Below are 23,358 nucleotides of genomic sequence, written 5' to 3'. Positions count from 1 at the left end.
GCCGGCGACCAGGGGATTCACCCGGCCTGATCGAAGATGGCTATTGTTCTCCCGTGTCTGACGTCAAGGTTTCCGAGCTGTTCGACCCGCTCGCGTGGAGCATCGTCGAGGGGTTCGACTTCACCGACATCACCTACCACCGCTCGGCGGAGCCCCGCTCCGGCAAGCGCGTCGTACGCATCGCGTTCGACCGGCCGGAGGTCCGCAACGCCTTCCGGCCGCACACGGTCGACGAGCTGTACCGGGCGCTCGACCACGCGCGGATGAGCTCCGATGTGGGATGCGTGCTGCTCACCGGCAACGGGCCCTCCCCGAAGGACGGCGGCTGGGCCTTCTGCTCCGGTGGCGACCAGCGCATCCGCGGGCGCTCGGGCTACCAGTACGCGAGCGGTGACACCTCCGACACCATCGATCCGGCGCGTGCCGGCCGGCTGCACATCCTCGAAGTGCAGCGACTGATCCGCACGATGCCCAAGGTGGTGATCGCCGTCGTGCCCGGTTGGGCCGCGGGAGGCGGGCACTCCCTCCACGTCGTGTGCGACCTGACGCTGGCCTCGGCCGAGCATGCCCGCTTCAAGCAGACCGACGCCGACGTGGGCTCGTTCGACGCCGGGTACGGCTCGGCGTACCTGGCCCGCATGACCGGCCAGAAGTTCGCCCGCGAGATCTTCTTCCTCGGCGAGGACTACACGGCGGCCGAGATGCACGCGATGGGCGCGGTCAACCGCGTCGTGCCGCACGCGGAGCTGGAGGCGACCGCCCTCGAATGGGGCTGGAAGATCATCGGCAAGTCGCCCCAGGCGCAGCGGATGCTCAAGTTCGCGTTCAACCTGGTCGACGATGGCCTGGCCGGCCAGCAGGTGTTCGCCGGCGAGGCCACCCGCCTGGCGTACATGACCGACGAGGCCGTCGAGGGCCGCGACGCGTTCCTGGAGAAGCGCCCGCCGGACTGGGAGTCCTTCCCCTACTACTACTGACCGGTGTGTCCTGCCGATAGCCTTCCGGAGATCATTGGAGGTCTGCCCTGCACTCGTCGGCGACGAACCATCACCCTGAATCTCAGGCGGTGCTGAGATCGCTGCCGTTCGTCGCCCTGGCGGCCGTCGCCGTGATCGACCTTCTCGCGGGCCCCAGGCTGGGCTTCCTGCCGCTCCTGACCCTGGGCCCCACGTTCGCCTCGGTCTCCGGCAGCATCCGGCGGACGGCGGCCGTGGGCGCGCTGGCACTCGGCATATGCGTGCCCCTCGCCTACTACAGCAAGCTCCTGCTCACCCCCCAGAACAACCTCACCATCGTCACGATCATCGGCGTCACCGGGGCCAGCGTGCTCGCCAGCCACCTTCGTATCCGGCGTGAGCGTGAGCTCGCCAACGTCCGGATGGTCGCCGAAGCCGCCCAGCGGGTGCTCCTGCGCCCGGTCCCGCGCCGGGCGGGGGACCTTCGGATCGCCCTGTCCTACACCTCGGCGGCGGCGGAGGCCCAGATCGGCGGGGACCTGTACGAGGTGGTCACCACGCCGGACGGCGTCCGGCTGCTCATCGGCGACGTGCAGGGCAAGGGGCTGGAAGCCGTGGAGACGGCGGCCTGGGTACTCGGCGCGTTCCGGGAAGCCGCCTACGAGGAGCCCGACCTGTCCCGCGTGGGAGAGCGGCTGGAGACGAGCCTCGCCCGGCACCTGAGCGGGGAGAAGTTCGTCACCGCCATCCTCGCCGAGGTCCACGAGGGCGAGATCTCCCTGCTGAACTTCGGCCATCCTTCGCCCCTGATCATGCGCCGCGACGGCCGCGTCCTCTTCGCCGACCCCGAAGCCGAAGCCCCTCCGCTCGGCCTCGCGTCACTCGTCCGCATCGCGCCCCGGCCGCACCGAATCAGCTTCGGCGACGGTGACCAGATCCTGCTGTACACCGACGGGGTGATCGAGGCCCGCGATGCCACCAGAGCCTTCTATCCCCTGTTCGACCGGGCCGCGCTGCTCGCCGGCACCGATCCGCAGGCCGCGCTCGACGAGCTGCGCATGGACCTGATCGACCATGTCGGCGGCCCCCTGCTGGACGACGTGGCGATGCTGCTTCTCCGCCGCCACACGCCCCACGACGACTCGGCCTGAAATGACTGTGGGCACCCCCCGTCAAGTGGAGGATGCCCAGGTCATCGGCCGGGGCAATGATCAGCCGCTGCCATCGGCGAGGCGACCCCCTCCCTCAAGATCTGCGAATGCAGTACCTGGAGCAGCGCGTCACGTGCGGCGCCTACCCCGATCACGACTTTCTCGGCTGTGGTCGTTAAGACAAGGCCAGGCCCTTTGGCGGACCCAATTGCGCCCACCGCGCAATGGTGGGATGCCCTCCAGCAAGCGGGTTGACCGGGTGAGTCTTTGTAGTCGCCTCTGATAACGATGACTCCAGGGGACGCACGGTCTCGGTTAACCGGCTTCAGAATTTCCTCCTTGCAGGCGCATGCGAGCTGTGCTCAGAGTTTCGACACTCTTTGCAAATATCCGAAGAGCCGGGCCGGTTAGCACCTTATTGGTTCTCATGACTTCCAGAGCCGCCAGTGCCGGCCGGTACACACCTTCAATGATTTCACCCAGACTTGCCTCTGATGAGATTTCCAGCCGCATCGATTCACCGGTATCGTAAATCATCTGAAACGACACCGGCATGTCTGCCCGTGGACGAGAAAACCTATCGCGCCACCTCCACCCCTTTCGCGCCATCCGCACCGTGAAGGAGCCATTGAAGAAGTAGCTTTCGGCATTAGGTTTGCCCCGGGAAAGGTCGCCAATCGCTGACACCAACGATCCGAACATGGAGGCCATATAATCTCGCCAGCCGACTTCAGGGAACGCCTGGTCGCCCACTTCGATCCATATCGGCCCCCACAGTGGAGCGTCGTCGCCGGAAAGAAGCTTCACATGGGCCGTATCTACTCTCAGCGAGAACCTAGTCACAGGGATCCCTTTGGATAGATGGATCGCACCCTACTTCCAATCGTGATCAGCTCGTACGTCCTTCCGTTCACTCTGACGATTGACCTAATGGCCCCGATTGCCCATGGAGACGGCCGGCACCACGCACAGGTGATCCCCCATCGACACGGCCATCGCTTCCATGGCGTGACCGTCGAGGGGGATAGATGATCATGAAAAGGGCCGGTCGCGACCAAAGAGCCCACAACGACCCCGCACAGGGCCGGAAATGACTGTGGGCACCCCCCGTCAAGTGGAGGATGCCCAGGTCATCGGCCGGAGCCGTGGTGCGCCGCCAGGGACTCGAACCCCGGACCCGCTGATTAAGAGTCAGCTGCTCTAACCAACTGAGCTAGCGGCGCAGCAGCAGGTCAAGATTAGCGCACCCTGTGGACCACTTCGCACCGATCAGGCAGGCTAGGCTAGAACAACATTCGGGTCATACACGGGAGCGCCGATGACGTCGTGGTTCACCTCGCCCGCCGACGCCGGGGAACGGCTGGCCGCCGTGGACTATCTCGCCGACGACGGCATCGCCACGTCGGTCTTCCTGGCCGCCGCGCTCGGCAAGCCGCTGCTGGCCGAGGGGCCGGCCGGGGTGGGGAAGACCCAGCTCGCCAAGGCCGTCGCCGAGGCGACCGGCGCCGAGCTGATCAGGCTCCAGTGCTACGAGGGGCTCGACGAGGCTCGCGCGCTCTACGAGTGGAACTACAAGAAGCAGCTCCTGCGGATCCAGGCCGCAGGCGAGCAGGCGTGGGAGGAGACGCACGACGACATCTTCAGCGAGGAGTTCCTGCTTGAGCGCCCGCTGCTGAGGGCGATCAGGCGGACGACGCCCACGGTGCTGCTGATCGACGAGACCGACAAGGCCGACGTCGAGGTCGAGGGGCTGCTGCTGGAGATCCTCTCCGACTACCAGGTGACGGTCCCCGAGCTGGGCACGATCACCGCGACGCGCAAGCCGTACGTCGTGCTGACCTCGAACGCGACCCGCGAGCTGTCGGAGGCGCTGAAGCGGCGCTGCCTGTACCTCCACCTCGACTACCCCTCGCCCGAGCGCGAGCGCGACATCGTGCTCGCGCAGGTGCCGGGCATCGAGGCCTCACTGGCCGACCGGCTGGCCCGTACGGTCGCCACGCTGCGCGCCCTGGAGCTGAAGAAGTCCCCCTCGATCGCCGAGACCATCGACTGGGCCCACACGCTCCTCGCGCTCGGGCGCACCGACCTGGACGAGGCCACGACCGCCGGCACGCTGGGTGTGGTGCTGAAGCACGCGTCCGACCAGTCGCGGGCGATCAAGGAGCTCGGGCTGACGGCCCGCTGACGACGACCGGCCGGAGGAGGTGGGCGATGTCGCTGCTCGACAGGCACGTGGGGTTCGTGGACGCGCTGCGCCGGGCCGGGCTGCCGGTGTCGCTGGCCGAAGGGCTGGACGCCGCCCGCGCGCTCGAAGTGATCGACCTGACCGAACGCGAGACGCTCCGTGCGGCGTACGCCGCCACGCTCGTCAAGCGCCCCGCGAACCGGCCCGGATTCGACACGCTGTTCGACCTGTGGTTCCCGCCCGTGACCAGCGCCCTGCGCGGGCCCCGTACGGACGAGCCGGACCTCGAACACGCGGAGGTCCCAGAACTGCGCGACCGGCTCGCTGAGCTGCTGCTCGACGATGCGGGGGCCACGGGCGATCCCGCCTTCGGCGCGTACGTACGGGCGATGGTCGAGCGGTTCGGCCGCATGCCCGCCGGCGCCGGGCGCCAGAACTGGTTCTCCTACTCCGTGCTGCGCACCCTGTCGCCCGGCACGCTGATGGCCCGGATGCTCAACGAGGTGCTGGTCGGCCAGGAGCGGGGAGGGCTGGCGGAGAAGGTCGCCCGCCGCCGCCTGACCGACGGCATCGCCGGGTTCGAGGCCGCCGTCGCCTCGGACGTGCGCAGGAGGACCGCCGAGGAATCGGGCGTGGAGAAGATCGCGAGGTCGGCCGTGAAGCCGCCCGTCGACCAGGTCGACTTCCTGCGGATCACCAAGGCCGACCTGGCGACGCTGCGGCGGGAGGTCTACCCGCTGGCACGGCGCCTCGCCACCCGGCTGACGATCAGGCAGCGGCTGGGCCACCGCGGCCGGCTGGACTTCAGGCGCACCGTCAGGGCCTCGCTGAGCACGGGCGGGGTCCCGCTGGTCACCCACATGAGGCCGCGCCGCCCCCACAAGCCCGAGCTGATCGTGCTGTGCGACGCCAGCGACTCGGTGGCCACGTTCTCCCACTTCACCCTGCTGCTGACGTACGCGCTGCGCGAGCAGTTCGCCAAGGTGCGCGCGTTCGCCTTCGTGGACACGGTGGACGAGATCACACGGTTCTTCGCGCCGGGGATCGACGTCGTCGACGCGATCACCCGCATGACCGAGGAGGCCGACATCACCCGCTTCGGCCGGAGCGACTACGGCCACTCGTTCCAGAGGTTCGCCGAGAATTACGGCGAGGCGATCGGCCCGAAGACCTCACTGCTGATCCTCGGGGACGCCCGCTCGAACTACCAGCCGCCCGAACTCGCGACGTTGAAGCGCCTCGCCGGCGAGGCCAGGCACGCGTACTGGCTCAACCCCGAACCGCGTGCGCAGTGGGACACCGGTGACTCGGTCGCGACCACGTACGGAGGCGTGGTCGCGATGCACGAGTGCCGCAACGTCGCCCAGCTCGCCGCCTTCATCGAGGAGCTGGCCTAGCGAGGAGTCAGTTCATCCGCCGCAGGATGCGCGCGGCCGTACGGGCGAGGTCCTCCACCTGCTCTTCGGTCAGCTCGGCGTGCGCGTCGCCCAGGATCCACTTCGCGGCCTTGCGGGGCAGGAAGAGCGTCAGCCCCTCGGCGCTCACCACGGCGGTCTTCACATGCCCGCCGTGTACGACGAGCAGGGGCGCGATCTCCACGGGAATCCCCGACTCCCTCGACAGCAGCTCGCTCATGGCCGTGGCGGCGTCCACGAGCCCCTTCGCCACCGCGGTGCCGGACCGCTCGCCGAAGAACAGCTTGCCTCCGTACGCCGCGATGTAGGTGTCAGGCGGCCAGGCCTCGTTGTCGACGATCCACACCCCGCCGGGGCCGATGACCAGGTGGTCGATGGAGGCCTTGCCGGGTACGGCCCGTCCGTCGAGGACGCGGTAGCCGTGCTTGGCGAGCCCTCGGCGTAGCAACCGCCCGGTCCGGGTCGCGCCGCTCCGCTTGCCGCGCCAGACGGCCGTGGCCTCGAACATGCGCCAGGAGATGAACCCGTCCACGGCCCAGACGGCGCCGCCTCCGAGGAGCCCTATCAGGAACGGCAGGGGAAACGACCGGTAGAACGCCAGTGCGGTGATGAGGACGAAGCCCGCCCCCGCCATGATGTGGCGCCGGCGACGACGCTCTGACCTCGTCTCGCGCCAGCGGAGCTCGTACATCACCGAGGGCGAGCCCCACTTGAACTTGTCGTCCTGCGGCACGTAGATGGACCCATTGGGCACCGGAAACCCCCACGATTTCAGGCTCGGTCGATTACCTTGTGGAATACCCAACTAGGGGCTCCAGCTTTCCTAAGGTTACGGAACTAACCCACCCGCGACACAGAGCGGGCGTGGCGAACCGTGGGTTGGAGGGCGTGACGCGGCACGACGGAATACGAATGTCACAGCCGGTTAACCGACCAGTCGGTATGCTGACGGCATCGACATTCAGGGGAGGCGTGCGTGATGGCGCGCAGCAGGGTCCGGGAACCGGCGACCACGAGCGACGACAAGCCCGCGAAGGCCTCCGCGGCCAAGGACGAGCCGGTGCGGCAGAGGCTGATGGCCGAGGCGACCCGCCTGTTCGCGGACAAGGGCTTCGAGAGCACGTCGGTGCAGGAGATCGTCGCCGCGGCCGGGGTCACCAAGGGCGCGATGTACCACTACTTCGACTCCAAGGACGACCTGCTCCGCGAGATCTACGCCCGCGTGCTGCGCATGCAGATCGAGCGGCTCGACCGGTTCGCCGACGCCCCAGGGCCGGTCGCCGACCGCGTACACGCCGCCGCCGTCGACGTGATCGCCACCACCGTGGAGAACCTCGACGACTCCAAGATCTTCTTCCGGTCGATGCACCAGCTCGCCCCCGAGACCCAGAAGGCCGTACGGGCGGAGCGCCGCCGCTACCACGAGCGGTTCCGTGACCTGCTGGTCGAGGGGCAGCGCTCCAAGGTGTTCCGCGACGACGTGCCGGCCGACCTCGTGGTCGACTTCTTCTTCGGCTCCGTCCACCACCTGGGCACGTGGTACCACACCGACGGCCGCCTCTCGGGGACGGCCGTCGGACGGCACTTCGCCGACCTGCTCCTCGCCTCGCTCAGGCCCTGATACGCGCGACCCGGGAGCCCCCGCCCTGACGCGCACGACCCGGAGCTCAGGCCCTGACGCGCGCGACCCGGGAGCGCCCGCCCTGACGCGCGCGACCCGGAGCGCCCGCCGTCAGAGCGGGCCGGGGAGGTCGGCGAGGCCCGCGAGCGCGTCGCGGTGGTCGCCCGGCGTGCCGAGCGCGATCTCGTCGGCCTTGGCGCGCTTGAGGTAGAGGTGTACGGGATGCTCCCAGGTCATCCCGATGCCGCCGTGCAACTGCAGGCATTCCTCCGCCGCGTGCACGGCGACCTCCCCGCACCACGCCTGCGCGACCGCCACGGCGGTGGCGGCGTCCGTGCCCGAAGCGAGCGCGTCGGCGGCGTTCCGCGCGGCGGCCCGAGCCTGGACGATCTCCATCCACAGGTCGGCGAGCCGGTGCTTCAGCGCCTGGAACGAGCCGACGGGACGGGCGAACTGGTGACGTTCCTTGACGTAGGACACCGTCGTGGCAAGGCACCACTCCGCCACCCCGAGCTGCTCGGACGCGAGGAGCCCTGCGCCGAGCTCCAGCGCCGCGCGCAGCGGCGCGAGGTCGGCGGAGACCGGCCGGGCAGGTGCGCCGGTGAGGGTCACCGTCGAGATCGGCCGGGTGAGGTCCAGGGACACGACCGGCTCGATGGTCGCGTGGGCGGCGTCCACGGCGTGAAGCGCCCCGGAGGCCGGGACGATCAGCACGTCCGACACGTCCGCGCCCGCGACGGCCGTGACGCGCCCGGTCAGCGTCCCGCCCTCGGCGGTCACCGTCGCGGGGGCCGTACCGGCCTCCCACGAGTACGGCGAGGAGGCGAACGACACCGCGAGCGCCGCCGTGGTCTCACCTCCGGCGAGTGCCGTGAGAAGGTCGCGGGCGGCGTCCGTGCCCGCCTCCAGCAGCGCCCAGGTCGCCAGAACGGCACTGGTCAGGAAGGGTATGGGCGTGACGGCGCGGCCGAGCTCCTCCAGCACGACCGCCGCCTCCCGCGCCGACGCGCCCGCGCCGCCGAGCTCCTCGGGGATGAGCAGCCCCGCCACCCCGATGTCCCGGGCCAGCGCCTTCCACAGGCCGGCGTCGTACGACGAGGGGTTCTCGATCCTGGCGAGCACCGTGGCCGGAGGGCACCTGTCGGCCAGCAGGTCGCGGACCGCCGAGCGCAGCTCCTCCTCGACCTCTGAGTACAGCAGCGTCATCGGTCGCTCACCACTCCTTGTTCGCCGCGTCGGGTTCGCTGCAGGTCATCGCGGGAGGTCCTTCCACGGGACGTTCTTGTCGACGCGGGGTTCTGAGGGCAGGCCGAGCACGCGCTCGGCGATGATGTTGCGCAGGATCTCGGAGGTCCCGCCCTCGATCGAGTTGCCCTTGGCCCGCAGGTAGCGGTAGCCCGGCCCGCGGCCGAAGAAGTCGACGGTGTCCGACCTGCGGAAGCTCCAGTCGTCGTACGCGAGCCCCTCCTCGCGCCGCATCTCCACGTCGAGCCCGGACAGCGCCTGGTTCAGGCGGGCGAAGGCCAGCTTCATGCCCGACCCCTCGGGGCCCGGCGCGCCGGCGGCGAGCTGCTCGCGCAGCCGTACCCCGGCGAGGCGGGTGACCTCGGTCTCGACCCAGAGCTGGAGCAGGCGCTGGTGCAGGGCGTGGGTGCGGATCTCGGGGCGCCGCCGCCAGGTATCGGCGACCAGGCCGATCACGCCGCCGCCGCGCCGCACCGGCGAGCCGCCGATGGCGACCCGCTCGTTCATGAGGGTGGTCTGGGCGACCCGCCAGCCGTCGCCCACCTCACCCAGCCGGAGCGAGTCGGGCAGCCGCACGCCGGTGAGGAACACCTCGTTGAACTCGGCCTCGCCCGTGATCTGGCGCAGCGGCCGTACCTCGACGCCGGGCGCCCGCATGTCGCAGACGAAGTACGTCAGGCCCCGGTGCTTGGGCACGTCCGGATCGGTACGCGCGACGAGGATGGCCCAGCGGGAGTGGTGGGCCCCGGAGGTCCACACCTTCTGCCCGTCCACCACCCATTCGTCCCCGTCCCTTACGGCCCGGGTGGCGAGGGTGGCGAGATCAGACCCCGCGCCCGGCTCGCTGAAGAGCTGACACCAGATCTCCTCGCCCGTCCACAGCGGCCGGAGGAACCGCTCCTTCTGCTCCTCGGTGCCGAAGATGAGGATCGTGGGGGCCGCCATGCCGAGGCCGATGGTCAGCTTGCCGATGTCGGTCTGGGGCGTGTCCGCGAGCTCCTGCTCGACGACGCTCTGCAGCCCGCGCGGCGCGCCCAGCCCGCCGAGGCCCTCAGGGAAGTGCACCCAGGCGAGCCCGGCGTCGAACCGCGCCCGCAGGAAGTCCAGCGGCTCCATCGCCGCCGGGTCGTGGTCCGCCAGGAACGCGCGAGCCCGCTCCTTGAGCGCCGCCTCATCCACTGTCACGAAATACCCCTTCAAGGTGGTCGATGGGATGCCGGTCAGCCGGTGGGCATGTGCTTCTTGAGCTCGCGGTACGCGAGAGACCGCTTATGCACCTCGTCCGGCCCGTCGGCGAGCCGCAGCGAACGGGCTCCCGCCCACAGGCCCGCCAGCGGGAAGTCCTGGCTGACGCCCCCGGCCCCGTGGACCTGGATGGCCTTGTCGAGGATCCACTCCACGGTCCGGGGCGTGGCGATCTTGATGGCCTGGATCTCGGCGTGCGCGCCTCGGTTGCCGACGGTGTCCATCAGCCAGGCGGTCTTCAGCACCAGCAACCTGAGCTGCTCGACCTTGACCCGCGACTCCGCGATCCAGTCCTGCACGACGCCCTGCTCGGCCACCGGCCTGCCGAAGGTCGTACGAGACAGGGCGCGCGCGCACATCAGCTCGATCGCCCGCTCGGCCATGCCGATCAGCCGCATGCAGTGGTGGATGCGGCCGGGACCGAGCCGGGCCTGGGCGATGCCGAACCCGCCGCCCTCCTCGCCGATCAGGTTCTCCACCGGCACGCGGACGTCCTCGAAGAGCAGCTCGGCGTGGCCTCCGTGGTCGGCGTCGCTGTAGCCGAAGACGTGCATGCCGCGCTTGACGGTCAGCCCCGGGGTGTCACGCGGTACGAGCACCATGCTCTGCTGCCGGTGGGAGGAGCCCTCCTGCGAGGTCTTGCCCATCACGATGAAGATCGCGCAGCGCGGGTTCATCGCGCCGGAGGCGAACCACTTGCGCCCGTTGATGACGTACTCGGCGCCGTCGCGCACGATCGACGTGGCGATGTTGGTCGCGTCGGAGGAGGCGGCGTCCGGCTCGGTCATGGCGAACGCCGATCGGATCTCGCCGTTCAGCAGCGGTTCCAGCCAGGCCTTCCGCTGCCACTCGTCGCCGAACATGGAGAGGACCTCCATGTTGCCGGTGTCGGGGGCGGCGCAGTTCGTGGCCGTGGGCGCGATGCGCGGGCTGCGCCCCATGATCTCGGCCAGCGGGGCGTACCGCACGTTGGTCAGGCCGGCGCCGTGCTCACCGGGCAGGAAGAGGTTCCACAGGCCGCGCCTGCGCGCCTCGTCCTTGAGGTCCTCCATCATCGGCGGGGAGCTCCACCCGCTCTCGGCGGCCTGCTGCTCGAAGGCCTCCTCGGCGGGGTACACACACTCGTCCATGAACTCGGTCAGCCGCTCGCGCAGCTCCTCGGTCGTGGTGTCGAACGCGAAGTCCATCAGTCCTCCAGTGACTCCAGTGCTTTCAGGCCATGGGCCACGAGCGGCGCGACGTGCTCGCCGATCTCGTCGAATCCGTCTCCTACGGTCAGGCCCTGGGTGTAGCGGAAGTGGATGCCCTCGGAGATCACCGCGAGCTTGAAGCACGCCAGGGCGACGTACCAGCCCAGGCGGGAGATGTCGAGGCCGGTCCCGGCCGCGTACCGCCGCGCCAGCTCGGCGCTCGGCATGTGCTCGCCGGCCGCCTCGGGTTCGGCGATGTCCAGGGCGGCGAAGTCGCCGTAGAGCAGGAAGAGCGCGAGGTCGGTGAGGGGGTCGCCGAGCGTCGACATCTCCCAGTCGAGCACGGCCCGCACCTGGCCGCCGGCGATCAGCGTGTTCCCCAGCTTGAAGTCTCCGTGCACGATCGCGTGGCGCTGCGTGACCGGCACTGCTCCCGCCAGACGGGTGAAAAGGTGGTCGATGTCCGGCAGGTCCCGGCTGCGCGAGGCGTCGAGCTGCCGCTTCCAGCGCCTGACCTGGCGCTCCAGGAAGCCCTCCGGCCGGCCGAAGCCGGCGAGCCCGACGGCGACCGGGTCCACGTCGTGGAGCCTGGCGAGGACGTCGATCAGGTCCGCCTCGATGGCGGGCGTCGCCGGGGGCTGACCCCCCTCGACGTACTCCATGACGTAGAAGGGCGCCCCGACCACGTCCGGGTCCTCGCAGAGGTGGTACGTGCGGGGTACGGGCACGCCCGTGTCCCGCAGCGCCGTCATGACACGGTACTCCCGGCCCATGTCGTGCGCCGTGGCCAGCACGTGCCCGAGCGGCGGCCTGCGTACGACGAACCGGCGCGCGCCGTCGCGTACGAGATAGGTCAGGTTCGACTTGCCTCCGTGGATCACCTCGGCCGCCAGCGGGCCCTCGGCGAGGTCGTGCCTCGCGAGGCGGTCTCTCAGCCGGCCGAGGTCTAGACCCGGCGGGCTGGTCTCGGTATGTGCGGGCATCGCGCTCCCCAGTCGTCCCAGTACCTGGAGCGTACCGACCGGACGGTATGCGTGTCGACCAGGGGACGCCGTCTCGGCGAGTGGTCACCGTGAACGGGCGTCGAGTGGCCCTATCTTCCATGCCACCGTGACCGGGAGACTGGCCGTCATGACCGCGAAGTTGCCTGAACCCGTCATCCTCGAAGGCCGCACCGTACGGCTGGAGCCGCTCGGTCTCCACCACGTCCCCGACCTGTTCGCGGCCGGTGGGGACGACGACGAGGTGTGGCGCTGGATGCCGGTGCCCACCCCGCGGACCGAGGACTGGATGCGGGAGGTCGCCGTCACGATGATGGGCAACCCGATCCTGGTGCCGCTCGCCGTCGTCCTGCGCGAGACGGGACGGGCCGTCGGGTGGACCACCTTCCACGACGTGGCCGGGTTCGACCAGAGCGTCGAGATCGGCTGGACCTGGTATGGCAGGGCCGTGTGGAGGACCGCCGTGAACACCGAATCCAAGCTGCTCCTGCTGAGCCACGCCTTCGACAAGGTGGGCTACAACCGCGTGCTGCTCAAGACGGACTCGCTCAACACCCGCTCGCAGGACGCGATCCGGCGCATCGGGGGCGTCTACGAGGGCACGTTGCGCCGTCACCGCCAGCGCCCGGACGGCACGTGGCGCGACACCGTGTACTTCGGGATCCTCGACGACGAGTGGCCCCCGCGAAAGCGGCGGCTGGAGCGGATGCTCGACCGCTGACGCCGTACTCCGCCCCCAAGCGCCCGGCGCTTGGGGGCGATTTCGGTATATCATCCGAGTTGATTAGTGATGACCGGTCTACGGTCCCTACCGAGGAGGTGAGCCCCATTACCGCTGTACCAGGTCGGGTGCTCCCATCTCACGACCGCGCGGTCCATCAGGCATAGGTGAACCGAGGGAGCGCCCATCGGCATCCCGAAAGGCTCCCATGTCGGTTCCGCTTCTGTCCGAATCCTTCATCGTCACCACGCTTCGCGCCGCCGGCTGTGTCTTCGCCGAGGACGAGGCGCGGCTGCTCGTCTCCGCGGCGCCCACTCCGGCCGACCTCGCCGAAATGGTGGAGCGGCGGGCGAGCGGCCTCCCCCTCGAACACGTCCTCGGCTGGGCGGAGTTCTGCGGGCTGCGCATAGCGGTGGACCCCGGTGTCTTCGTCCCCCGCCGCCGCACCGAGTTCCTCATCCGTCAGGCCGCCGCCCTCGCCCCGCCGCGCGCCGTCGTCGTCGACCTGTGCTGCGGCTCGGGCGCGATGGGCGCCGCGCTCGTCACGGCCCTGGACGAGGTGGAGCTGCACGCCGTCGACATCGACCCCGCCGCGGTGCGGTGCGCCCGCCGCAACCTCGCCGCCGCCGGGGGCCGGGTGTACGAGGGCGACCTCTACGAGCCGCTTCCCGTCGCGCTGCGGGGCCGCGCCGACCTGCTGCTCGCCAGCGCGCCGTACGTGCCGACGGAGGCGATAGGACTGCTGCCGCCGGAGGCCCGCATCCACGAGCCCCGGGTGGCGCTGGACGGTGGCGCCGACGGGCTCGACGTCGTGCGGAGGCTGATCGCCGCCGCGCCCCTCTGGCTGGCGCCGGGCGGCCACCTTCTGGTCGAGACGAGCGAACGCCAGGCGCCCGAGACCGTCGAGGCCATCGCCCGGAGCGGCCTGGTCCCGCGCGTGGCCGGTTCCGACGAGCTGGACGCGACGGTCGTCATTGGGACCTCGCCCGCGAGGACGTCGCCCTAGGCCACAGGGACGTCATAGGCACCGAGCGCCGCGAAGGCGTGTCACCTGGCGGCCACCCGGGTCGTGACCGGCACGGGGAGATCAGGGTGCGGGGGCGAGACCTGGTGGGCGGTCTCCGGGGCGAGGCGGCCCAGCGTGATCGTCCCCGCTATCAGAACCGCGGCCGAGACGATCGCCGGGATCACGTTGCCGGCTCCGGCCGGCAACGGCTCGCCGAGCAGGATCGTTCCCGCGAGCACCGAGGTGATGGGGTCCACCACCTGGACTCCCGCGTACGCGATCCCGAAGTAGCCGACAGCGTAGGACTTCTGCAGGAGCACGATGGCACAGACCAGCAGCACGGGGATGGCGAGTGTGAACCAGTGGAGCAGCCGCGACAGGTCACCCCCGAGCCCTCCCCCGACGACCCGTACGAACGTCGACACCGACGCGGTCACCGACCCCGCGCCGACGGACAGCAGCAGCGCCTTCCCCGAGCCGCGGGCGCGCCGCGCGGCGAGCTGGCAGACCAGGACCACCACGCCCACGCAGACCAGGAACCCCAGCGCCGCCGGGGTCGACAGCTCGGGCCGCTTGTTGCTCTGCGGTATCAGCAGCATCAGCCCCAGCAGCCCTGCCGCCACCGCCATCGAGCCGAGCACCTCGGCCTTGTGGGGCCGCCTGCCGTGCATGAGCGCCGCCAGCGGGACGGCGAAGACCAGCGTGGCCACGCTGACCGGCTGGATCAGCACCAGCGGCGCGAAGCTCAGCGCCACCGCGTGCAGCGAGGCTCCGATGAACCCGATGAGGCCGCCGATCCACCATCGTGGCCGTTTGACCAGATTGAGCGTCGCGCCCCCGCGGATCGCCTCGTACTGCTGGAGGGCCGCGCCACCGGCGTACCCGAACGCACCGACGAGGGCGATCGACACGCCCATCCAGATCATGGCCGGCCGCCCGGCGTACGCGGGAGGGCAGCGGAGAGCAGAGGTGAGGTCATCAGTGGGAGCACTCCGTCAGCTTAGGGACAAACCTGAATGGCCAGTTCGTCAATCCCACCATTTCGTATAGTCCTGGGGCTGACGCTCTGATGGCACCATACGCGGACAAACAGCGCATTGGGAGCGGCTTCGGGGTACTGGCCAGGGCGTCCACGGTAGAGCCCTTCGCGGCGGGGGGCATGACTTCTTCCACTTCCCAGGGAATGACAAGACAATCGGAGGCGTTTCCAGAGACACCCCCAGGGGGTATACGTCGAAGGAGCAGCCATGGAACACGACCGCACCGGCCCGGCCGTACACCGCGGAGACCACCACGACCCGCACGGCGGGCACGGCGGGCACGGCGGGCACGGTGACCATGCCGCGCGGTTCAGGGACCGGCTGTGGATCAGCGTGGTCGTCTCCGTGCCGGTCATCCTCTACAGCCACATGGTGCAGATGTGGCTGGGGTTCACGCCGCCGGCCTTCCCCGGTTCCGGCTGGGTGGCGCCCGTGCTCGGCACGATCGTCTTCTTCTACGGCGGCCGGCCCTTCCTGAAGGGCGCGGTCGAGGAGATCAGGAGCCGGGCGCCGGGGATGATGCTGCTGATCTCCCTCGCGATCACCGTCGCCTTCGGGGCGAGCGCCGCCACCGCGCTGGGGTTCTTCCACCTCGACTTCTGGTGGGAGCTGGCCCTGCTGATCGACATCATGCTGCTCGGCCACTGGCTGGAGATGCGCGCGCTCGGCCAGGCGTCCAGCGCCCTTTCCGCGCTCGCCGCCCTGCTCCCCGACGAGGCGGAACGGGTGACGGACGTCGGCACGGAGACGGTGCCCACCGGCGCGCTGCGGCCCGGTGACGTCGTGCTCGCCCGTCCCGGCTCGCGCGTGCCGGCCGACGGCGTGATCGTCGACGGCGAGGCGGAGTTCGACGAGTCGATGCTGACCGGCGAGTCCCGTCCGGTTCCGAAGAAGGCCGGCGACCGCGTCGTGGCGGGTACGGTCGCGCTCGACTCGGCGGTGCGCGTGAAGGTCGACGCCGTGGGCGAGGAGACCGCGCTCGCGGGCATCCGCCGCCTCGTCGAGCAGGCGCAGTCGTCCCGCTCGAAGGCCCAGGCGCTGGCCGACCGTGCCGCGGCCCTGCTGTTCTACGTCGCGACGGCCGCGGGCGCGGTCACCTTCGCCGTCTGGGTCGCCCTCGGCGACCCGCGCGAGGCGGTGGAACGCACGGTCACGGTGCTGGTGATCGCCTGCCCCCACGCCCTCGGCCTCGCCATCCCGCTCGTGATCGCGATCTCCACGGCGATCAGCGCGAGGAACGGCATCCTGATCAAGGACCGCGTCGCCCTCGAACGGATGCGGACCGTGCGGGCCGTCCTGTTCGACAAGACCGGCACGCTCACCAAGGGCGAGCCGGAGGTCACCGGTGTCCTCGCCGCCGACGGCGACGAGGACGCGATCCTCCGGACGGCCGGCGCGGTCGAGGGCGACAGCGAGCACCCGCTCGCCCGCGCGGTCGTGGCCGCCGCACGCACGCGAGGAGGACTTCCCAAGGCCGCCGGCTTCCGTTCCATGACGGGCCGCGGCGTCCAGGCGACCGTGGAAGGGCACACCGTGGCCGTGGGCGGGCCCGCGCTGCTCCGCGAGCTGGGGCTGTCCGAGCTGGACACCGACGAGTGGAAGAAGCGCGGCGCCTCCGTGCTCCACGTGGTCGCGGACGGCCGCGTGGCCGGCGCGATCGCACTTGAGGACGCCATCCGGCCCGAGTCCCGCGAAGCCGTACGGGAGCTGCACCGGCTCGGCCGGCGCGTGGTCATGATCACTGGTGACGCGGAGCAGGTCGCGCGGGCGGTGGCGGACGAGCTCGGCGTGGACGAGTACTTCGCCGAGGTCCTGCCCGAGGACAAGGACGCAAAGGTGGCCGAGCTCCAGGAGCGCGGCCTGAGCGTCGCCATGGTCGGCGACGGGGTGAACGACGCTCCCGCCCTGGCGAGGGCCGACGTCGGCATCGCGATCGGCGCCGGCACGGACGTGGCCATCGAGTCGGCGGGCGTCGTCCTGGTCAGCGACGACCCGGGCTCGGTGGTGAGCGTCATCCGGCTGTCCCAGGCGACGTATCGCAAGATGCTGCAGAACCTCGCCTGGGCCACCGGCTACAACCTCGTGGCGATCCCTCTGGCCGCCGGGGTGCTCGCCCCGGTGGGGATCACGCTCTCCCCCGCGGTGGGCGCGATCCTCATGAGCCTGTCCACGATCGTGGTGGCGCTCAACGCCCAGCTCCTGCGCCGCGCCGACCTGCGCGCCGAGGGCGGGCCGTCCTAGCTCAGGACTTTTCTGGGCACACGCAGAAGAGGTGACCCTCGGGGTCGGCGAGGACGGTCCAGGTGTCCCCGGGCTGGAAGTCGGGCTTGGTGGCGCCGAGCTCGATGTACTCCCGCACGGCCTCGTCCACGTCCGGCACCCGGAAGTCGAGGTGGAACTGCTTGTCGGGCCCCGGCCACACGGCCGGCTTGCGCTCGGGGACCCGGCCGAAGTAGATGCTGGTCGTCCCGTCGCCGATGCCGGCGTACTCCTCCTCGGCGTACTGGACCTCGAACCCGGTGATCCGCGAATAGAACTCGGCGAGCTTCTTGGGCTCGGCACAGTCAATGGTCACCGCTATGAGCTTTGCCTTCGTCGTCATGCCCCCATCCTCGCCACCGTACCTGTCACCCCCTGTCAGGTATGGCACGGCGCTTTCCGCGGGCGCCGACCGCACCCCCTACTCGCGGCGCGCGCCCTCGGGCCAGATGACGTGGACCCTGATGCCGCGCCGGCGCGCCTCCGCCACGACGTCGGCCGTGCCTCCGTAGCCGCGGGCGGGCTCTCCGTCCCAGACGGCGTACAGCTCCTCGGCCAGGTCGAGCATGAGCAGGCTGCCCTGCATGTGGGACTCGCAGGTCGACTCGGCGTACCGGAGCCGGTGGACCTTCTCGGCGAGGCCCATGAGCAGGTCGTACTCGGCCTGGGTGTCGGCGGGAAGCTCCTCGCGGTAGCTCTCGGAGCAGACCACCGCCTCCAGCGTGCCGCCCAGGTCGACCACCGCTCGCGCGAAGATCTGGTCGGCCCCGTCCGCCAGGCAGGAGACCCCCCTCACCTCGGGGGCGTGCGCGGCCAGCGTCCGCCTGATGGCGGCCTCGACCAGCGCGGCCGTACGCGAAGGCAACCCGCGATGACCGGAGATGGCGAGACGGAGTGGCCTGGCCTCCCCGCGCACGGACGGGTGCGGCGCCTCACGGGAAGCCGGACGCCCACCCGGAAGAGGTTCGTCAGCTGCGTGAACCTCGCCACAACATGGTTTCACGCGAGATGGCCTCCTCAGACTCGTCGACGAAATGGGCCCACTCGGGCTCCGTGCGAGGCCATTCCGCACGCGACACGATATCTCCCAGCTCCAGCGCCGCTATGGAGTACGAGGTCGCGAGTTGCTGGTGCTGCCGCGTCTGCAGCCAGGCGATGCCCGCCGCGCCGAGCGCGCCGACGATGCCGGGGAGGTCGAGGTTGACCACCTGTGTGGCGTTCAGCACGGCCGCTATCAGGCCCACGGCCTCCATCGCCGCGAACGCGACCGACCACTGGGCGGCCCGGCGCTCGTGGTACCGAGCCTTGACGATGTACCAGACGCGCTGCTCGTTGATCCGGCCGTTCATGTAGCGCTGCTTGCGCTCGTCGAGCGAGAGCGCCCGGATGCTCCGCATCATGGCGGTGACCTGGCACTCCTCTTCGAGCGTGGGGATCGGGGCGAAGGAGTGGATGCCCCCGGTGATCTCGGAGAACCTCCGCAGCAGCAGGAGGTCCACGCTCTGGTCGTCCCTCGCGTCGCAGCCGAACGGCTCGCCGCCGACCAGGTAACGCCACGCCAGGGTCTTCGCCGACTCGGCCGCCGCCCTGGCCTCGTACCACTGGCGATCCGGACGGACGGTGAGCAGGTACACCTCGGTGACCAGCGCCGAGGCCAGCGCTCCCGCGGCGACGATCGCCGCCGCGTCCACGCGCCCGGCGTCCAGGCTGAACGAGCCGAAGACCGCGGCGATCACCAACGAGGAGAGCCGTACACAGGTAGCGGTGAGCAACCTCCGCTGCCCGATGATGGCCCCTGATCGGCAGCACGATAGAGCGCCGGAAATCCAGCCTCCGGAATGCCCTCCATGGGTCAACTGGAACCGCTGATCGAAACCCTGTCAAGAGTCCTCATGGCATTACTTCAAGGTCAGCATATAAAGCAGAGGTTCGCCCCAGACCTAGGGTCGCCATGGCGACCGTGATCACGCTCGGCGCGAGCCCGGCGCTGGTCTCCCTCGGGGCACGGCTCGCGCTGGCCGAGAGGCTCGGCCGCTCCGGGGCCCTCAGCATGGCGCTGGCCCTCGCCGGGCTGCTCCTGCTCCTGGGCGGCCCGTCGGCCGCCTCCGCGACCGGCGTCGGCCTCGCCCTGCTGTCCGCGATCGCGTACGCCGGGGTCACGCTGCACTCCCGCGCGTCGGCCCGCCCCCGTCCCCCCGCGCGGTTCAAGTCACGCGGGGACCCGCGGCCGGGCGAGTCCGGCTAGCCGACGGCGGCACCGGCGGGAGGGCGTGCTAGACCTTGGTGGCGGCCAGGGCGACCGTGGCCGAATAGGGCACAAAGGTTTTTCCGTGGAAGTACTGGATAAGACCATTCCGCCCCATAAGAGAGGTGGTGTGGATGAACGACGAAGGACCACGGCCGAGTGGCCGTCAGGTCAACCTGGTGTTCGCCGGGCTGATGGTGGCCCTCCTGCTCGCGGCCCTCGACCAGACCATCGTCTCCACCGCCCTGCCGACGATCGTCGGCGACCTCAAGGGCCTGGAGCACATCGGCTGGATCGTCACGGCCTACATCCTCGCCTCCACCATCGGCCTGCCGATCTACGGCAAGCTGGGTGACCTGTTCGGCAGGAAGATCGTCTTCCAGGCCGCCATCGTGATCTTCCTGATCGGCTCGGTGCTCTGCGGGGCGGCGCGGAACATGCCCGAGCTGATCGGGTTCCGCGCCCTCCAGGGGCTCGGCGGCGGCGGGCTCATGATCGGCGTGCAGGCGATCGTGGCCGACCTGGTCTCCCCGCGCGAGCGGGGCAGGTACACCGGCATCATCGGCGCCGTCTGGGGGCTCTCGTCGGTCATCGGGCCGCTCATCGGCGGCTTCTTCACCGACCACGCGAGCTGGCGCTGGTGCTTCTACGTGAACCTGCCCCTCGGCCTGCTCGCTCTGGGCATCACCGTCGTCGCGCTGAAGCTGCCGAAGCCGTCCATCAGGCCGAAGCTCGACATTCTCGGCACGGCGATGCTCGCCGGCACGTCCACGTGCGTCGTACTGGTCACCAGCTGGGGCGGCACGGAGTACGCCTGGGGATCCCCCGTGATCATCGGGCTGGCGGCGGGGGCGGTCGTCCTCGCCGTCGGCTTCGTGCTGGCCGAGCGCGCGGCGGAGGAGCCGATCATCCCGCTGCACCTGTTCCGCGACAACCTGTTCCTCTTCCCGACGGCGATCTCGGTGTTCGTCGGCATCGGCATGTTCGCCGCGATCGCGTACCTGCCGACCTTCCTGCAGATGGTCAACGGGGCGAGCGCCACGGGGTCGGGGCTGCTCATGCTGCCGATGGTGGCCGGGATGACGATCACCTCGATCGGCTCGGGCAGGATCATCTCGGCGACCGGGCGCTACCGGATCTACCCGATCCTCGGCCTGGGCCTGCTGTCGGCCGGCCTCGTGCTGCTGTCCAGGATGAGCGCCGGCTCCTCGATGGTGCTGAACGGCTTCTATATGTTCGTGACCGGGTTCGGGCTCGGCATGGTCCTGCAGACGCTCGTGCTCATCGTGCAGAACTCCGTCGCCCACCGCGACGTGGGCGCGGCCACCTCGGCGGTGAACTACTTCCGGCAGACCGGCGCCTCCCTCGGCACCTCGCTGGTGGGCTCCATCTTCAGCCACCGCCTGTCGGAGGCACTCAGCGCGGGCGGGGCCAGGCTGCCGGTGCGGAACGTCAACGCGATCACCCCGCAGATGGTCCACCAGTTGCCCGCTCCCGTGCGCGAGACGATCGCCCGGGCGTACGCGCAGGCCCTTCCGCCGATCTTCCTGTACGTGGCGCCCATCGTCGTGATCGGGTTCGTCCTCGCGTTCTTCGTCAAGGAGATTCCGCTGTCGAACCGTCCGGCCTCGGCCAGGCATGATGTCCCCGCGCACAGCGCCTGAGACGATCAGGCTCGGGAACGCCGTTACAGTAGGAGGCGTTGGAGGGGACGTGGCCTCAATATCGCAATTGATCAGAAATCTCCTGGATCGTCCGGGAAGCGCCAACCTTGGCCCTTTTCAACGTGTGGCCACGCAGGCGGGCGCCCGTGAAGACCGCATCCGGGCGCTGACCGAGCTTCCGCGACCCCGCATGGACGATCTCGCCGAGTTCTGCGCGATCGCGCGCGAGGCCGCGCGCCGCACGCTCGACATGCGCCCGTTCGACGTGCAGCTCGTCGGCGCTCTCGCCCTGCTGTCCGGGCACGTGGCCGAGATGGCCACCGGAGAGGGCAAGACCCTCTCCGGGGCGATCGCCGCCGCCGGGCACGCCCTGCGGGGCAAGCGCGTGCACGTGATCTCGGTCAACGACTACCTCGCCCGGCGCGACGCCGAGTGGATGGGCCCGCTCTACGAGGCCCTCGGCGTGTCCGTCGGTTGGATCGGCCAGTCCTCCACGCCCGGCGAGCGGCGGGAGGCGTACGCCAAGGACGTGACCTACGCCTCGGTCAGCGAGATCGGCTTCGACGTGCTGCGCGACCGCATCGCGACGGCCCCCGAGGACGTCATCGTGCCCGAGCCTTCCGTCGCGCTGATCGACGAGGCCGACTCGGTGCTGGTGGACGAGGCCCGCGTCCCGCTCGTGCTCGCCGGCGCCGCCGACCCCGGAACCGACGCGCCGGAGACGGCCGAGCTCGTACGGCGGCTCTCGCGCGGGTACCACTACGAGCTCGACGACCAGGGGCGCAACGTCTTCCTCACCGCCAAGGGCACAGACGCGGTCGAGAAGGCCCTGGGCGGCATCAACCTGTACGAGACCCCTGACATGCTGACGCGGATCAACCTCGCCCTGCACGCCCACGCGCTGCTGACCCGCGATGTCGACTACCTCGTCCGCGACGGGCGCATCCACCTGGTCAGCCAGTCGCGTGGCCGGGTGGCGACCCTGCAGCGCTGGCCTGACGGCCTCCAGGCGGCGGTCGAGGCCAAGGAGGCGCTCCCGGCGAGCGAGACCGGCGAGATCCTGGACTCGATCACCATCCAGGGCCTCATCCGCCGGTACCCCGAAATATGTGGCATGACCGGCACCGCGGTGGCGGTCGAGGAGCAGCTCAGGGAGTTCTACGGCCTGAAGGTCGCGGTCGTCCCCCCGAACACGCCGTGCGTCCGCGTCGACGAGCCCGACCGCGTGTTCGGCGCGGCCGTCGACAAGGAGCGGGCGCTGGTCGAGGAGATCGCGAGCGTCCACGCGACGGGCCGCCCGATCCTGATCGGCACGCTCGACGTGTCCGAGTCCGAGCGCCTGGCGGACGACCTGCGCGCCAAGGGCCTCGACTGCGTCGTGCTCAACGCCAAGAACGACGCCGAGGAGGCCGCGATCATCGCCAGGGCCGGCTCCCGGTCGGCGATCACCGTGTCCACCCAGATGGCCGGGCGGGGCACCGACATCCGGCTCGGCGAGGGGGTCGCCGAGCTGGGCGGCCTGTACGTCATGGGCTCGGGCAAGCACGCGAGCAGCCGCCTGGACGACCAGCTCAGGGGCCGCGCCGGACGCCAGGGCGACCCCGGCGGCTCGGTGTTCCTGGTGAGCCTCGAAGACGACCTGATCACGCAGTACGCCCCCGGCGAGGCGATTCCGCGCGCCGACGACGACGGCGTCGTGCGTCACAAGCGCGCCGGGTACGTCGTCGGCCACGCCCAGCGGGTCGCCGAGGGCACCCACCTGGAGATCCACCGCAACACCTGGCGCTACACCCGGCTGCTGGAGCGGCAGCGCGACCTGGTGCTGGAACAGCGCGAAAAGGTCCTCCGGGGCGACGCCGCCGCCGACGCCCTCGCCGCCGCCTCCCCCGAGCGCTGGAGCGAGCTCGGCGAGCGCGTGGGTGAGCCCACGCTCCGCGAGGCGGCACGCGAGATCGTCCTGTTCCACCTCGACCGCTGCTGGACCGAGCACCTGGGCTTCATGTCCGACGTGCGCGAGGGCATCCACCTGCGGGCCCTCGGGCACCGGCTCAAGCCGCTCGACGAGTTCCACCGCGAGGGCGTCGCCGCGTACCGGCGACTGCTCGACGAGGTCGAGAGCCGGTCGGTCGAGACGTTCGAGACGGCCGTGATCACCGCCGACGGGCTCGACCCGCTCGACAGCGGCCTCAAGCGGCCCACCGCCACCTGGACCTACCTCGTGCAGGACAATCCCTTCGGCAACGCGCTCGACCGGGTCCTGAAGCGCCTCACCCCGAGGGAGAAGCGGCGACAGGGCCTCGAACATGCCTGAAATGCCCACCCGTGGGTAGGTTGATGGCCGGTCGAGCACCTGTGATTGGGTGCTGGTTAACAGGAGCGGCATCAACGAGCACCTCCGCGACCCACTTAGGTGA

Annotated in this window: 21 protein-coding genes and 1 tRNA gene; 11 read left to right on the top strand and 11 right to left on the bottom strand. The window is 70.2% G+C overall.

The genetic code is table 11. From position 1 onward, the window contains the following. The first annotated feature begins 53 nt into the window (after window positions 1-53). Both ACGFIV_RS08260 and ACGFIV_RS08255 read left to right on the top strand, forming a co-directional pair. Window positions 54-977 (top strand): 1,4-dihydroxy-2-naphthoyl-CoA synthase, encoded by a 924-nt coding sequence (locus ACGFIV_RS08260; RefSeq protein ID WP_358560624.1) that lies wholly within the window; start codon window positions 54-56, stop codon window positions 975-977. Window positions 978-1,066: 89 nt separating this feature from the next. Beyond that, complete coding sequence (locus ACGFIV_RS08255) at window positions 1,067-2,107, top strand: PP2C family protein-serine/threonine phosphatase (protein ID WP_358560626.1); 1,041 nt, start codon at window positions 1,067-1,069, stop codon at window positions 2,105-2,107. Between the two features lie 315 nt (window positions 2,108-2,422). Here the strand turns inward: ACGFIV_RS08255 and ACGFIV_RS08250 are convergent, their stop codons facing one another. Continuing rightward, window positions 2,423-2,914, bottom strand: a complete 492-nt coding sequence (locus ACGFIV_RS08250; protein ID WP_358560628.1) for a hypothetical protein — start codon at window positions 2,912-2,914, stop codon at window positions 2,423-2,425. Window positions 2,915-3,253: 339 nt separating this feature from the next. After that, window positions 3,254-3,330, bottom strand: a tRNA-Lys gene (locus ACGFIV_RS08245). A 95-nt stretch (window positions 3,331-3,425) separates the two neighbouring features. Here ACGFIV_RS08245 and ACGFIV_RS08240 point away from each other — a divergent pair. Together ACGFIV_RS08240 and ACGFIV_RS08235 are read left to right on the top strand one after the other, a co-directional pair. Beyond that, the gene (locus tag ACGFIV_RS08240; protein ID WP_358560630.1) at window positions 3,426-4,292 is read left to right on the top strand and encodes a MoxR family ATPase; all 867 of its coding nucleotides are present in this window, start codon (window positions 3,426-3,428) and stop codon (window positions 4,290-4,292) included. A 26-nt stretch (window positions 4,293-4,318) separates the two neighbouring features. Beyond that, on the top strand, window positions 4,319-5,689 hold the full coding sequence (locus tag ACGFIV_RS08235) for a VWA domain-containing protein (protein ID WP_392833103.1): 1,371 nt from the start codon (window positions 4,319-4,321) through the stop codon (window positions 5,687-5,689). A 7-nt stretch (window positions 5,690-5,696) separates the two neighbouring features. Here ACGFIV_RS08235 and ACGFIV_RS08230 read toward each other — a convergent pair whose 3' ends face one another. Next, window positions 5,697-6,461: a nuclease-related domain-containing protein gene (locus tag ACGFIV_RS08230; RefSeq protein WP_358560633.1), complete on the bottom strand. Its 765-nt coding sequence runs from the start codon at window positions 6,459-6,461 to the stop codon at window positions 5,697-5,699. Window positions 6,462-6,782: 321 nt separating this feature from the next. Between ACGFIV_RS08230 and ACGFIV_RS08225 the strand changes: the two genes are divergently transcribed. After that, on the top strand, window positions 6,783-7,328 hold the full coding sequence (locus ACGFIV_RS08225) for a TetR/AcrR family transcriptional regulator (RefSeq protein ID WP_392833511.1): 546 nt from the start codon (window positions 6,783-6,785) through the stop codon (window positions 7,326-7,328). Window positions 7,329-7,439: 111 nt separating this feature from the next. On the opposite strand, the gene ACGFIV_RS08220 is transcribed toward ACGFIV_RS08225, so the two are convergent. The 4 genes from ACGFIV_RS08220 to ACGFIV_RS08205 are packed head-to-tail and all read right to left on the bottom strand — an operon-like array spanning window position 7,440 to window position 11,991. Next, window positions 7,440-8,534, bottom strand: a complete 1,095-nt coding sequence (locus ACGFIV_RS08220; protein ID WP_392833100.1) for an acyl-CoA dehydrogenase family protein — start codon at window positions 8,532-8,534, stop codon at window positions 7,440-7,442. A 45-nt stretch (window positions 8,535-8,579) separates the two neighbouring features. Further along, a complete protein-coding gene (locus ACGFIV_RS08215; protein ID WP_392833508.1) occupies window positions 8,580-9,752 on the bottom strand; it encodes an acyl-CoA dehydrogenase family protein in 1,173 nt (390 codons plus the stop codon). 41 nt (window positions 9,753-9,793) lie between these two features. After that, the gene (locus tag ACGFIV_RS08210) at window positions 9,794-11,005 is read right to left on the bottom strand and encodes an acyl-CoA dehydrogenase family protein (RefSeq protein ID WP_358558440.1); all 1,212 of its coding nucleotides are present in this window, start codon (window positions 11,003-11,005) and stop codon (window positions 9,794-9,796) included. Beyond that, window positions 11,005-11,991, bottom strand: coding sequence for a phosphotransferase family protein (locus tag ACGFIV_RS08205; RefSeq protein ID WP_358558442.1), 987 nt, complete (start codon window positions 11,989-11,991; stop codon window positions 11,005-11,007). Before ACGFIV_RS08205 ends, ACGFIV_RS08210 begins: the two co-directional genes overlap by 1 nt. Window positions 11,992-12,139: 148 nt before the next feature. Here ACGFIV_RS08205 and ACGFIV_RS08200 point away from each other — a divergent pair, with 148 nt between their 5' ends. Next, on the top strand, window positions 12,140-12,730 hold the full coding sequence (locus tag ACGFIV_RS08200) for a GNAT family protein (RefSeq protein ID WP_358558444.1): 591 nt from the start codon (window positions 12,140-12,142) through the stop codon (window positions 12,728-12,730). A gap of 208 nt (window positions 12,731-12,938) precedes the next feature. Then, window positions 12,939-13,736 (top strand): putative protein N(5)-glutamine methyltransferase, encoded by a 798-nt coding sequence (locus ACGFIV_RS08195; protein WP_358558446.1) that lies wholly within the window; start codon window positions 12,939-12,941, stop codon window positions 13,734-13,736. A gap of 41 nt (window positions 13,737-13,777) precedes the next feature. Here the strand turns inward: ACGFIV_RS08195 and ACGFIV_RS08190 are convergent, their stop codons facing one another. After that, window positions 13,778-14,653: a DMT family transporter gene (locus ACGFIV_RS08190; protein ID WP_358558448.1), complete on the bottom strand. Its 876-nt coding sequence runs from the start codon at window positions 14,651-14,653 to the stop codon at window positions 13,778-13,780. Window positions 14,654-14,983: 330 nt separating this feature from the next. Between ACGFIV_RS08190 and ACGFIV_RS08185 the strand changes: the two genes are divergently transcribed. After that, window positions 14,984-17,017 carry a copper-translocating P-type ATPase gene (locus ACGFIV_RS08185; protein ID WP_358558450.1) on the top strand — a complete coding sequence of 678 codons (2,034 nt, stop codon included), beginning with the start codon at window positions 14,984-14,986 and terminating at the stop codon, window positions 17,015-17,017. 1 nt (window position 17,018) lies between these two features. Here the strand turns inward: ACGFIV_RS08185 and ACGFIV_RS08180 are convergent, their stop codons facing one another. The 3 genes from ACGFIV_RS08180 to ACGFIV_RS08170 form a co-directional block, all read right to left on the bottom strand. Further along, on the bottom strand, window positions 17,019-17,378 hold the full coding sequence (locus ACGFIV_RS08180) for a VOC family protein (RefSeq protein ID WP_358558452.1): 360 nt from the start codon (window positions 17,376-17,378) through the stop codon (window positions 17,019-17,021). 78 nt (window positions 17,379-17,456) lie between these two features. Next, window positions 17,457-17,900: a hypothetical protein gene (locus ACGFIV_RS08175; protein WP_358558454.1), complete on the bottom strand. Its 444-nt coding sequence runs from the start codon at window positions 17,898-17,900 to the stop codon at window positions 17,457-17,459. A 103-nt stretch (window positions 17,901-18,003) separates the two neighbouring features. After that, window positions 18,004-18,891: a DUF4231 domain-containing protein gene (locus ACGFIV_RS08170; protein ID WP_358558456.1), complete on the bottom strand. Its 888-nt coding sequence runs from the start codon at window positions 18,889-18,891 to the stop codon at window positions 18,004-18,006. A gap of 95 nt (window positions 18,892-18,986) precedes the next feature. Between ACGFIV_RS08170 and ACGFIV_RS08165 the strand changes: the two genes are divergently transcribed. The 3 genes from ACGFIV_RS08165 to secA2 all read left to right on the top strand — a co-directional run bounded on the left by ACGFIV_RS08165 (window position 18,987) and on the right by secA2 (window position 23,255). Then, a complete protein-coding gene (locus ACGFIV_RS08165; protein WP_358558458.1) occupies window positions 18,987-19,280 on the top strand; it encodes a hypothetical protein in 294 nt (97 codons plus the stop codon). A gap of 134 nt (window positions 19,281-19,414) precedes the next feature. Beyond that, the gene (locus tag ACGFIV_RS08160; RefSeq protein WP_358558460.1) at window positions 19,415-20,944 is read left to right on the top strand and encodes an MDR family MFS transporter; all 1,530 of its coding nucleotides are present in this window, start codon (window positions 19,415-19,417) and stop codon (window positions 20,942-20,944) included. 58 nt (window positions 20,945-21,002) lie between these two features. Next, window positions 21,003-23,255, top strand: coding sequence for an accessory Sec system translocase SecA2 (gene secA2 / locus ACGFIV_RS08155; protein WP_358558466.1), 2,253 nt, complete (start codon window positions 21,003-21,005; stop codon window positions 23,253-23,255). Window positions 23,256-23,358: the final 103 nt, after the last annotated feature.

The sequence above is a fragment of the Sphaerisporangium sp. NPDC049003 genome (assembly GCF_043197795.1).
Classification (GTDB): domain Bacteria; phylum Actinomycetota; class Actinomycetes; order Streptosporangiales; family Streptosporangiaceae; genus Sphaerisporangium.
This window is presented reverse-complemented; position numbering and strand designations above follow the sequence as displayed.